This window comes from Bacillus halotolerans (assembly GCF_004006435.1).
Taxonomy (GTDB): Bacteria; Bacillota; Bacilli; order Bacillales; family Bacillaceae; genus Bacillus; species Bacillus halotolerans.
Window position 1 is genome coordinate 2,308,834 of sequence record NZ_CP029364.1, and the last position, 11,933, is coordinate 2,320,766.

Genomic DNA, 11,933 nt, shown 5'->3' on the forward strand with positions numbered 1-11,933 from the left:
ATCGGGAACTGGCTATGATTATGATATACAATGATAATCATTTTCAATTATAGGAGGAGCATGATGGCTCGGGGGCTGACACTTATATTACTCAGCTTGTTGATGTTTTTCGGTTCGGCGGTGCATGCGGAAAATGATCCGATTGCTTCCCTGCTTGAATTAAACAAGCAAATGATCAAATCTGTACGAGACGGAGATATAGATTCCGCACAGCAAACATTTGAGACCTTCAAATCGGCGTGGAAAAAGGAAGAACCATCTATTAAGAAGGAAAACCTTTCATCCCACAGCAAAATGGACTCGAATATCGCTATGATTTCTCTTTCTTTCATTAATCAAGACGCGAACAAACTCGAAACACAGCTTGAAGAGCTTTCTTCTCACTTAGAAACCTACCAGCAGGCTGCCGTACTGAAGAAGGCATCCTCTGGTCAATCAAGGGCGTCCTTAACAGCCTATATTCAAAGCTTAAAAGACACAAAACAATTGATAGAAAAAAAACAGATGGGTGAAGCGTCAGCCGCTATCGACAACTTAATCACATCTTGGCTGGCCGTAGAAGGAGACGTCGTATCCCAATCCAAAGAAGCGTATACCACATCGGAGGAAAATCTGGCACTCATGAAGGCTGAAATCGACAGCCATCCCGATCAGGTAATAAAGCAAATTGACGAAATGATTCAATTGCTTGAGCCGATTGCTTCGAGCAGCTACAGCTGGTGGGACGCGGCATTGATCCCAATTCGAGAAGGGATGGAGGCGCTGCTTGTCATCGGGGCGCTTTTGACCATGACAAAAAAAGCCCGTGTCACCCGTTCTTCTGCATGGGTCTGGGGCGGCGCGTCAGCCGGCATGTTCGTTTCCTTAGCAGCCGGAATCGGCGTCACCCTCCTGTTCTCCTCGAATGTATTCGGAGAAAACAATTTCTTGCTAGGCGGAATCACCGGCTTGCTGTCCGCTGTCATGCTTTTGTATGTCGGGGTGTGGCTGCATAGAAACGCCTCGATGGACAAGTGGAGAGAAAAAATCAATATCCAGAAATCACAGGCGCTGAAAAAACGAAGCCTGCTTTCCTTTGCGCTCATTGCATTTCTGGCAGTCGTGAGGGAAGGGCTTGAAACAGTCATCTTTTTCATCGGCCTTGTTGGAAAGCTCTCTCTCACTGAGCTGATCGGCGGGACAGCCGCGGGTCTTGTCGTTCTCGTCATCGTCGGTGTTCTTATGATGAGGCTCGGAATGCGCATTCCATTGAAGCCGTTTTTTCTGCTGTCAATGGCGGTTGTCCTGTATATGTGCGTGAAATTTCTCGGAACAGGCGTCCACAGCCTGCAACTCGCGGGGATCCTTCCGTCTGATGCAGAAAGCTGGCTGCCGTCTGTGTCCGTTCTCGGAATTTATCCGTCCGTGTACAGTACGATTCCGCAATTGCTGATTTTGCTATTTTTACTGATTGCGCTTATCTCAGAAGCGGCAAAACATTATTCAAATGGAAAGGAACTGACAAAATGAATATCATAAAGATTGCTGTAACAGCCGGATGCATCCTTGCACTGTGTGCAGGATGCGGAGCCAATGACACTTCGTCAACTAAAGAAAAAGCGTCATCTGATAAAAGCGGGGTAAGCAAAGAGATCGCAGCTTCCGTCGATAAAATGGAGAATATGATTTCCGAGCTGAATGAATCAGCTGAAAAAGCTGATCAAAAAGAGATTCAAAAGAAGGGGAAAGAATTAAACAGCTACTGGCTTTCTTTTGAAAATGATATTCGCAGCGACTATCCGTTCGAATACACAGAAATCGAAAAGCATCTTCAGCCAATCTACACAGAAGCGCAAAAATCCAAACCGGATACAGACAAAATCAAGACAGAATCCGAGTCACTGAAAGCGTCCTTAGAAGACCTGACAGAAGCGAAGAAGAGCAGCAAAAAGGCAAGCGATCAGCTGGCAAAAGCGGCAGATGAATATAAAGACTACGTCAAAGAGCAGAGCGATCAGCTTGTGAAGGCGACGGAAGCATTTACAGCTGCCGTGAAGGCAGGCGATATTGAAAAATCAAAGACGTTATATGCGAAAGCGCGCGTCTATTACGAAAGAATTGAACCGATTGCCGAAAGCCTCGGAGATCTTGACCCGAAAATTGATGCCCGTGAAAACGATGTAGAAGAAGGAGACAAATGGACAGGGTTCCACAAGCTTGAGAAAGCCATTTGGAAGGATAAAAATATTTCCGGGGAAAAGGCGACGGCTGACCAGCTTGTCAAGGATGTAAAAGAGCTTGATGGCTCGATTGAATCATTGACATTAACGCCTGAACAAATTGTGGCAGGCGCGATGGAGCTTCTGAACGAAGCAGGTATTTCTAAAATTACGGGTGAAGAGGAGCGCTACTCACGAATCGACTTAGTCGATCTTATGGCAAATGTTGAAGGCTCCGAGGCTGTGTATCAAACTGTGAAAAGCGCTCTCGTAAAAGATCACTCTGATCTGACGGAAAAGCTGGATACCGAATTCAGCGAATTTGAAGTTTTAATGGCAAAATACAAAACGAATGATCAGGCCTATACGTCTTATGATAAATTAAGTGAAGATCAAATCAGAGAGCTGAGCACAAAGCTGACGACTCTTTCTGAAACCATGTCGAAGATTGCGAATGTGCTATAAAAGGAGTTTTGTAACAGCATGAGCGATGAACAGAAAAAGCCAGAACAAATTCACAGACGGGACATTTTAAAATGGGGAGCGATGGCTGGGGCGGCCGTGGCGATTGGCGCCAGCGGCCTCGGCGGTCTCGCTCCGCTTGTTCAGACCGCGGCTAAGCCATCGAAGAAGGACGAAAAAGAGGATGACCAGGTTGTTCCATTTTACGGAAAGCATCAGGCCGGAATCACCACTGCCCATCAGACGTACGTGTATTTTGCCGCGCTTGATGTGACGGCGAAGGAGAAAAGCGATATCATCACGTTATTCAGAAACTGGACCAGCCTGACACAAATGCTGACGTCAGGAAACAAAATGTCGAGCGAGCAGAAAAATCAATATCTGCCTCCGCAGGATACGGGTGAATCGGCTGATTTACCGCCTTCCAATTTAACTGTTACTTTTGGCTTCGGGCCTGACTTTTTCGAAAAAAATGGAAAGGATCGTTTCGGACTGAAAGGCAAGAAACCGAAACACCTTGCTGCTCTTCCGGCGATGCCGAATGACAATCTCGATGCGAAGCAGGGAAGCGGAGACATCTGCATCCAAGTATGCGCAGATGATGAACAAGTGGCGTTTCACGCGCTGCGAAACCTGCTGAATCAAGCGGTGGGCACCTGTGAAGTCCGCTTTATAAACAAAGGCTTTTTAAGCGGAGGCAAAAATGGAGAAACGCCGCGCAATCTATTTGGGTTTAAAGATGGAACAGGGAACCAAAGCACCAAGGATGACACCTTGATGAACTCGATTGTGTGGATTCAATCTGGCGAGCCTGACTGGATGACAGGCGGAACTTATATGGCTTTTCGGAAAATCAAAATGTTCCTTGAAATTTGGGACCGCTCTTCCCTGAAGGATCAAGAGGATACTTTTGGCCGCAGAAAAAGCTCCGGGGCGCCTTTTGGCCAAAAAAAGGAAACAGACCCTGTCAAGCTGAATCAAATCCCGTCAAATTCGCACGTCAGCCTTGCGAAATCTACAGGGAAACAAATTTTGCGAAGAGCCTTTTCTTATACGGAAGGCATTGACTCCAAAACCGGTTATATGGATGCAGGTCTCCTGTTTATCAGCTTTCAAAAAAATCCCGACAATCAGTTCATTCCCATGCTGAAGGCACTTTCGGCAAAGGATGCGTTAAATGAATATACGCAAACGATTGGTTCTGCTTTATATGCAATTCCCGGCGGGTGTAAAAAAGGAGAATATATCGCTCAGCGGTTGCTTGAATCGTAAAAAGAAGCCATGCGGGCTTCTTTTTTAAAAAACAGTTGTAACTTTTATTGTTACAGTTTAAAATCAACCTATACGAAAGGAGACAATCATGACAGTACAGATAAAAGTTTATTCAGATTACGTCTGCCCATTTTGTTTCATTGGAAAAGCCGCTTTTGAAGAGGCGATAAAAGGAAAGGATGTTGAAGTCGAGTGGATGCCGTTTGAATTGCGTCCAAGTCCTTCACCGCAGCTTGATCCTGTAAACGACCCTTCCAAGAAGTATATGTGGCAAACCTCGATCAGACCGATGGCGGAGAAATTGGGAGTCGATATCAAATTTCCAAACGTCTCGCCTCACCCATATACAGACTTGGCTTTTGAAGGCTTTCACTTTGCCAAAGAATACAACAAAGGACATGAGTACAATACCCGTGTATTTGCAGCATTTTTCCAAGAGGGCCAAAACATTGGGGAGATTGATATCTTGACGAAGCTGGCGGAGGAAGTTGGCTTAGACGGAGCATTATTCAAAGCTGCGCTGGAAGGAAGAACATATCACGACGTGCAGCGGCAAGCTCTGAAGCACGCCTATGAAGAAGCTGACATTACAGCCGTACCAACCTTTGTCATCGGCGACACCGTGATTCCAGGAGCAGCCGGCAAGGAAGTATTTGAAAACGCGATTTCTCAGGAACAACAGAAAACGTAACCTAAGAAAGCTCTCTAAACAAAAATCTGTTTAGAGAGCTTTTTTTAATCCTGATCCATATGAATTCCCGTATGCGCCTTCACCTGAATTTCCGCAAATGTATCTTCACTAGCCGTTTTATCAGAAGACAGAAGCGTTCCAAGCCACGCACCGAGGAAACCGAGCGGAATCGAAATGATGCCCGGATTAGACAGCGGGATGAGCGGCTTGCCTACAAAAATAGCACCTCCGGCCGGGTCCCACACACTCGGGCTCATCGACACGAGGACAAGTGCACTGATCAGCCCAGTCAGGCTGCCCCATAATGCACCTGAGGCATTGAATCTTTTCCAAAACACAGTAAACACAATCAGCGGAAGATTTGCGCTGGCGGCAACGGCAAATGCCAATGCGACAAGAAAGGCGACATTTAAGGATTGAGCAAAAATCGCAAGAATGATAGACAGCACTGACACGGCGACAGATGCCCATCTGGCCGCTTTCATCTGTTCTTTCTCAGTTGCTTCTCCTTTTCTGATAATCTGGCTGTAGATATCATGGGCAAACGCAGAAGCGGCAGACAGCACCAAGCCTGTCACCACTGCCAAAATCGTGGCAAAGGCGATGGCTGATACAAACGCGAACAAGAAATCTCCCCCGAGTGCTTTTGCCAGAAGCGGCGCCGCCATGTTTCCCGCTGGATCGGCCGCTGTAATCGCGTCAAAACCGACAAACGCGGCTGCACCAAATCCGAGAAATACCGTCATAATGTAAAACACACCGATGATCCATGTTGCTGAAACGACTGATGCCCGGGCAGTTTTGGCATCCTTAACTGTATAAAAGCGAATTAAGATATGCGGAAGGCCGGCGGTCCCCAGCACAAGTGCCAAATTCAGCGACAGGGTTTCAAGCGGGACTTTGTATTTGTTCCCTGGATTTAAAAAATCAGCGCCAAGCGGGGTAGCGGTTTTCATTTGCTCAAACATTGTATTAAGGTTAAAACCGAATTTAGAAAAAACGATGATGGAGATGACGAGGGTGCCGGCCATCAGCAAAACGGCTTTGATAATCTGAACCCAGCTCGTCGCGATCATTCCGCCGAACACGACATAAATGGTCATGAGCACTCCGACAATCAGAACGGCCGCGGTATAATCGAGCCCAAGCAGCAGTTTAATCAGCGCCCCTGCCCCCACGAGCTGAGCGATCATATAAAAGGTAGAGATGGCGATGGTATTGAGAGCGGCGACACCGCGGATCTTCTTTTCTTTAAAACGCGCCGCAATCATGTCCGCCATCGTATACTTTCCGAGATTCCGAAGCGGCTCCGCCACGATATAGAGGACAACGAGATAAGCGACAAGAAAACCGATGCTGTAAAAAAATCCGTCGAACCCATATAACGCAATCATTCCGGCAATGCCGAGGAACGACGCGGCAGACATGTAGTCGCCGGCAATTGCCAGTCCATTCTGAACACCGGTGAGCCCGCCGCCGGCCGTATAAAACTCACTCGTCGTTTTCGTTTGTTTCGCTGCAAAATACGTAATCACAAGCGTTAGACCGACAATCGCTACAAATAACAGAAACGCTGTCAGGTTCATGTCTGTTCACCCTTCAGCTCTTCTTTTAAAGCGTTTACAAATTGGTCGTAACGAGCTGCCTTTCGGGAATACACCGTACAGAGTGTCCACGTCATAGCGAATTGAGCGATAGCAAACAGCCAAGCCCATGAAACAGCACCAACTGCCGGAGTATTCAAAAAGGTGAAATAAGACGTTAAAACAGGGAGTGAAAAATAAAAGACAAAAAAGAAAATCGCAGTTGGAACAATAAAGGCCCGTTTCTGCTTCAAAAAGGCTTGAAAAGATGGAGATCCAGCAATCTTTTGGTAATCAGCTTGCGATCTGTACATGGCTTTCCTCCTTTTATTCTGCTGAAAAAGAAGCATAAAGGTACACCAATAGGTATGTACAGAAAGTCTGATTTATTCTTCAGGATCATAAAGTGGACGAAAAAAGCAGGAAACGTGAAGATAAGAACGCGGGGGTATAAAACGGGCGAAGGTTTTCCAGCTGCTGTATATTAACAAGTTTGCTTTCAAAACCTCACCAAATGCAGCCTTGCAAAGCTGCTCTTTTTCTAAAGTCCGGTTTCATGTTCGCATCACCTCTTTATGACAATGCATGTGCCAAGAGGTGACCGCATCACCAGCTGTCTGTCATATTTTAGGCTGAAACACCGTTTGTCCTCAAAATCGGCGCAGTATATAAGCTATCGAATAGAGGAAATGGTGAAAACTCAGATCAGATGATAGAAAAGCCAGAGGTAAAAGATCCGCCTGTCCGGATTAGTCTTGGCGGACGGTTTTTTTGTGATTGGTTTTCCTCATCGCTGTTTCAGATTCTAAAAACTGCCTCACATCATGAATGCCTAACCCAATGGATCTAGCTTCTTGAATCAACATATGCCAATCTTTGTCCAAATCTTTTTTAACTTGAGTTTTCATAGTAACCTCCAATTGTATAAAATGTTTTCCTGCAACATCCTGGCAATAAAAGGCAAGCCGGTGCGATGATGAGGCGAGTACAACAAATTTCACACATAGTTGCTCGGTGTTCACAAACTGAAGGAAAAATCACCTACCTATTCCCTAAAAAAATGACTAATATAACCAATGGACCTTATTTATAATAATAAACAATTAAATACTGACTGGATAGTATGTAAATGAAAATAAATCCTATTGCCTATTAAATATGACCCCTTAACAACCGAATAGCATACCTCTGGAAAGAAATAAATACCGCAAAAGATTGATCCGGTGTAAGATAAGGGTAATCATACCGGCTGGAGAAAAATATGAAAAAAAACAAATTTCAAATTAAAAGAGAGCAAACATTTGAAAAATTTATAGAGGCTGGCTTGAATCTATTGATTGACCGAGCGTATGACCCTGTGTCTGTGGAAGAAATCAGCAGAGCTGCCGGGTACAGTAAAGGCGCATTTTATGTTCATTTTGACAACATGGAAGACTTCCTGCAGCATATCTTCGAAAATCATCAAATGAAAAAACAGATTATCATCGGCTACCTGGATGAAATCGAGCGGACATCTGCGAAACCGCTGACGCTGCATGAGGCTGCAAAACATGCCGCAGAGCTGCTGTTTTCTTACTACAAAAATAAACCATCATGGGACATCACCTCGTTTGCAATGAATATGCCGACCTTTAAAGCTGTCCAAAAATGCAAGGCTTATGTAGGGCTATACGAATTGTGGGTGGAAGAAAATACTTCATATATTCATTGGCTGAAGGAGAGAAAGCTGGTTGACGACAGTATTGATCCTGTATATACGGCTAAAATAATATGTGCGGTGCTTGACGGAATCATCAAACAATCGCGTGTATTGGGCCATCCGGCCACATTCCGCAGCTTTTTTGACGCGCTTTCCGTTTTTGTTACTTTTAACCGCGAATACGCAAAGCTAAGAAATTTGAAAAGTTTTTCAGAAAGCGAGGAACATCAGTGAAGTATAGAGAAATGATTATGTATATCATTATGGGGGTTTTCACGACAATCGTGAATATCGCCAGCTTTTATATATTGGTAGAGATCATGAATGTGGATTATAAAGCTGCTACAGTAGCCGCTTGGATTTTGTCTGTTCTGTTTGCTTACATCACAAATAAAGTATATGTGTTTCAGCAGAAGACAGATGACCTGCAAAGCCTGCTGAAAGAGCTCACTGCCTTTTTCAGCGTTCGGGTGCTGTCTCTCGGCATAGACCTTGGCATGATGATCATCCTTGTCGGACAGTTCCATACAAATGAAACGCTGGCCAAAATACTCGACAATGCGGTGATTGTTGTCGTCAACTATGTCGCAAGCAAATGGCTCGTCTTTAAAAAGACAAAAGAAGAAGGGGTATGACAAGGGCGGCAGCATATGATCTTCCGTTTTCGTTACAGAAAGGCCGGGAAACAAAAAATAAAAACCATGAAAGGTGATGCACATGCGGGAAGAATTGAAGGGGATATTTGCAAGTGTATTCGGAGAGAAAGAGGGATTACGGTTTTTTTTCGCACCGGGAAGAGTGAATCTGATTGGAGAACATACGGATTATAACGGCGGGCACGTGTTTCCGTGCGCGCTGACCATGGGTACATATGCTGCTGTTGCAGAAAGAAAAGACGGGCTGGTCAGATTGTATTCGGACAACTTTCAGGAAGCCGGCATAAAGGAATGCAATCTTGACGGCATCCGTTATCAAAAAGAAGATGACTGGGCCAATTATCCGAAAGGCGTCATATATGAATTTCAGCAAAGGGGTTATTCGATTCCGCATGGCTTTGACATCGTGTTTTCAGGGAATATTCCAAACGGGGCAGGGCTTTCATCTTCCGCTTCCATTGAGCTGCTGATGGCGGTCGTGCTCCAAAGCTATTTTCATCCTCAACTCGATGCGCTGGAGCTTGTCAAAATGGCGCAGCATGCGGAAAACACATTTATCGGTGTCAATTGCGGAATTATGGATCAATTCGCAATCGGAATGGGGAAAGAACATCATGCGATGCTTCTGAACTGCGATACGCTGGACTATGAATATAGCAAACTCGATGTCTCCGGGCTTGCGCTGGTTATTGCGAACACGAACAAAAAAAGGACATTGGCGGACTCAAGCTATAATGCGAGACGCCAAGAGTGCAGTGACGCGTTGCTGGATCTGCAAAAGGAGCTCGACATTACATCACTTGGCGACATCAAGCCTTCTGACTTCGACGCCCACTCTGGCCTGATCCAAAATGAAACGAACAGACGCCGCGCAAAGCACGCCGTATATGAAAACCACCGCGCCATCAAGACCGCCGACATGTTTAAAGAAAACAATATTCAGGAAATCGGGCGGTTAATGAAGGAATCCCACCTTTCATTGAAGGATGATTACGAGGTGACATGCCCGGAACTCGATGAGCTCGTATTTGCAGCGTGGGAGCAAGAAGGAGTGATCGGCTCAAGAATGACGGGAGCGGGTTTCGGCGGCTGCACGATCAGTATTGTAAAGGATGATTTTGTTGATGACTTTATCCAAAAGGTTGGAGACAAATATCAAGAAAAAACAGGACTCAAAGCGGATTTTTATGTCGCTGATATTGGTGAAGGAGCGAGAGAACTAAAGGGGGAGTGACACATGAGCATTTTTGAACATCTGGAACAGCTGATCGAGTATGGGCTGGAACGAAAACTGATATCGATTTGGGATCAGGAATACACGAGAAACCGACTTTATGAAGCGCTGGACATCAAACATCCCCAGCCGGTCTCAAGCACACTCATTAAGCAGAGCCAGCGTCTTCCTGACTTGCTTTCTCCCATTTACAAGTGGGCGGCAGAAACCGGCCGTATAGAAGCAAATACAGACACCTATCGAGATTTGCTCAGTGCAAAGCTGATGGGCTGTTTTGTCCCGCCTCCGTCTGAGGTCATCCGCAAGTTTGAAGAGACAAAGGCGTTATACGGACCGAAACAGGCGACAAAAGAGTTTTATCAGTATGCAGAGGATGTCTATTATATCAGGTCTGACAGAATCGCCAAAAACGTTCATTGGACGGTGCCGACCGAATATGGCGAGCTGGAAATGACAATTAACCTGTCAAAGCCCGAAAAGGACCCGAAGGCGATTGCGGCTGCCAAAGAACAGACGCAGACGAATTATCCGCCGTGTGTGCTTTGTAAGGAAAATGTCGGCTTTGAGGGAAGTGTGAACCATCCGGCCCGGCAGAATCACAGAATTATTCCTGTTATTCTCAGAGACGAGCAATGGTATTTGCAGTTCTCTCCATACGTGTATTATCCGGAGCATTGCATCGTTTTAAAGGGTGAGCATGAACCGATGGAGATCAGCAAAAAGACGTTTGAAAGACTGCTTTCATTCCTCGGGCAATATCCGCATTATTTTATTGGATCAAACGCAGACCTGCCGATTGTCGGAGGCAGCATTCTAAGCCACGACCATTTTCAAGGCGGGGCGCACGATTTTCCGATGGCGCGTGCCGAAATGACGGACAGATATGAATTAAACAGTTATCCCGGCGTGTCACTGGGCTTAGTGAAATGGCCGATGTCTGTGCTCAGGCTTCAGGGAGACGATCCGCATATTGTCGCTGACGCAGCGGACCATATATTCCGTGCATGGCAGCAATATTCAGATGAAAAAGCCGGCATAGCCGCCTTCACAGGTGATACGCCACATAATACGGTCACACCGATTGCAAGACGCAGGGGAGGCTCATATGAACTCGACATCGTGCTGAGAAACAATCGGACGGATGAGGAGCATCCATTAGGAATCTTCCATCCTCATCAGGAGGTTCATCATATTAAAAAAGAAAATATCGGCCTGATTGAGGTTATGGGCTTAGCGATTTTGCCGGGCCGTTTACAGGAAGAAATGAAAGCAACGGCAGCGTCCCTGTGCTCTGCTGATCCGAAAACAGCATTAGAAGAAAATGAGCTGACGGCTAAACATAAGGATTGGGCTCTTCGTCTGATGGAAAGAAGAACCATAACAAAAGGGAATGCGGAACAGGTTATAAAAGAAGAGCTTGGCCATGTATTCGCACGCATTCTTGAACATGCCGGCGTATTTAAACAGACACCCGAAGGAAAACAGGCCTTCAACAGGTTTATCCATTGTTTAGGCGTCAAACAAGTAAAAAGCCTCAACCGTTAAGGGAGAGGCTTTTTACTATTGAAAAAAGAGCCCAAAACGTGACGCTTTGGGCTCTGTCGCTCTTATCCTCTTTTTCTTGCTAAGAGGCTTACTAGAAATACAACAATGGCTGAACCGATAATCGCCGGGATAATGGCAAATCCGGCAAGGTGCGGTCCCCATGTTCCAAGCAGCCCGTGGCCGATCCAGGCACCGATAAGACCTGCGATCATCGACCCGATAATTCCTCCGGGCATATCTCCTTTTACAAACAGGCTGCCAACCCATCCGATAATAATAGCGACGATAAGTGAAATTATGAAACTCATCATGCAACACATCCTATTTTAAATTTATTTGCTTATATCATTCCTCCTTTTTGTATAAGATAAACAATTGAATGTGCTAATAAAAAAGCGGGATCAGTTCAGAGCATATCGCCGCTCTATTCAGCCTTTTCTTTCAATATTGGTTGCGTTAAAATGGTAATCGTGTGAAAAGATGCTAGGCAAGGAAAAATTAATTCCCTTGTAGAAAGTTTAACAAAATGAAATTTTTGATTGACCTTGGTTTTTTATTGTGGTAAACCTTTATTTGTCAGTAGAATTAGTTCT

General features: G+C 45.4%; 12 protein-coding genes. 8 read left to right on the forward strand and 4 right to left on the reverse strand.

Annotated features, from left to right (window positions below):
• Nucleotides 1-63: 63 nt before the first annotated feature.
• The 4 genes from DIC78_RS11795 to DIC78_RS11810 all read left to right on the forward strand — a co-directional run bounded on the left by DIC78_RS11795 (nt 64) and on the right by DIC78_RS11810 (nt 4,623).
• Nucleotides 64-1,509 (forward strand): ferrous ion permease EfeU, encoded by a 1,446-nt coding sequence (locus tag DIC78_RS11795; RefSeq protein ID WP_127696352.1) that lies wholly within the window; start codon nt 64-66, stop codon nt 1,507-1,509.
• Nucleotides 1,506-2,663 (forward strand): iron uptake system protein EfeO, encoded by a 1,158-nt coding sequence (gene efeO, locus DIC78_RS11800; RefSeq protein ID WP_127696353.1) that lies wholly within the window; start codon nt 1,506-1,508, stop codon nt 2,661-2,663. Before DIC78_RS11795 ends, efeO begins: the two co-directional genes overlap by 4 nt.
• Before the next feature lie 18 nt (nt 2,664-2,681).
• Nucleotides 2,682-3,932, forward strand: a complete 1,251-nt coding sequence (gene efeB / locus DIC78_RS11805) for an iron uptake transporter deferrochelatase/peroxidase subunit (protein WP_059292268.1) — start codon at nt 2,682-2,684, stop codon at nt 3,930-3,932.
• 88 nt (nt 3,933-4,020) lie between these two features.
• The gene (locus DIC78_RS11810; RefSeq protein WP_127696354.1) at nt 4,021-4,623 is read left to right on the forward strand and encodes a DsbA family oxidoreductase; all 603 of its coding nucleotides are present in this window, start codon (nt 4,021-4,023) and stop codon (nt 4,621-4,623) included.
• A 44-nt stretch (nt 4,624-4,667) separates the two neighbouring features.
• Here DIC78_RS11810 and DIC78_RS11815 read toward each other — a convergent pair whose 3' ends face one another.
• The 3 genes from DIC78_RS11815 to slrA all read right to left on the reverse strand — a co-directional run bounded on the left by DIC78_RS11815 (nt 4,668) and on the right by slrA (nt 7,114).
• Complete coding sequence (locus DIC78_RS11815; protein WP_127696355.1) at nt 4,668-6,209, reverse strand: solute symporter family protein; 1,542 nt, start codon at nt 6,207-6,209, stop codon at nt 4,668-4,670.
• Nucleotides 6,206-6,520 carry a DUF485 domain-containing protein gene (locus DIC78_RS11820; protein ID WP_024123298.1) on the reverse strand — a complete coding sequence of 105 codons (315 nt, stop codon included), beginning with the start codon at nt 6,518-6,520 and terminating at the stop codon, nt 6,206-6,208. The genes DIC78_RS11815 and DIC78_RS11820 overlap by 4 nt, the downstream gene beginning before the upstream one ends.
• Before the next feature lie 435 nt (nt 6,521-6,955).
• Nucleotides 6,956-7,114 carry a transcriptional regulator SlrA gene (gene slrA / locus DIC78_RS11825; RefSeq protein ID WP_044159932.1) on the reverse strand — a complete coding sequence of 53 codons (159 nt, stop codon included), beginning with the start codon at nt 7,112-7,114 and terminating at the stop codon, nt 6,956-6,958.
• 353 nt (nt 7,115-7,467) lie between these two features.
• Here slrA and DIC78_RS11830 point away from each other — a divergent pair, with 353 nt between their 5' ends.
• The 4 genes from DIC78_RS11830 (at nt 7,468) to galT (ending at nt 11,340) form a co-directional block, all read left to right on the forward strand.
• The gene (locus DIC78_RS11830) at nt 7,468-8,139 is read left to right on the forward strand and encodes a TetR/AcrR family transcriptional regulator (RefSeq protein ID WP_095712734.1); all 672 of its coding nucleotides are present in this window, start codon (nt 7,468-7,470) and stop codon (nt 8,137-8,139) included.
• 17 nt (nt 8,140-8,156) lie between these two features.
• A complete protein-coding gene (locus DIC78_RS11835; protein ID WP_024123295.1) occupies nt 8,157-8,540 on the forward strand; it encodes a GtrA family protein in 384 nt (127 codons plus the stop codon).
• An 82-nt stretch (nt 8,541-8,622) separates the two neighbouring features.
• The gene (locus DIC78_RS11840; protein ID WP_095712735.1) at nt 8,623-9,795 is read left to right on the forward strand and encodes a galactokinase; all 1,173 of its coding nucleotides are present in this window, start codon (nt 8,623-8,625) and stop codon (nt 9,793-9,795) included.
• Nucleotides 9,796-9,798: 3 nt separating this feature from the next.
• Nucleotides 9,799-11,340: a UDP-glucose--hexose-1-phosphate uridylyltransferase gene (gene galT / locus DIC78_RS11845; RefSeq protein ID WP_106019766.1), complete on the forward strand. Its 1,542-nt coding sequence runs from the start codon at nt 9,799-9,801 to the stop codon at nt 11,338-11,340.
• A gap of 62 nt (nt 11,341-11,402) precedes the next feature.
• Here galT and DIC78_RS11850 read toward each other — a convergent pair whose 3' ends face one another.
• A complete protein-coding gene (locus DIC78_RS11850) occupies nt 11,403-11,648 on the reverse strand; it encodes a GlsB/YeaQ/YmgE family stress response membrane protein (RefSeq protein ID WP_010332356.1) in 246 nt (81 codons plus the stop codon).
• Nucleotides 11,649-11,933 lie beyond the last annotated feature (285 nt).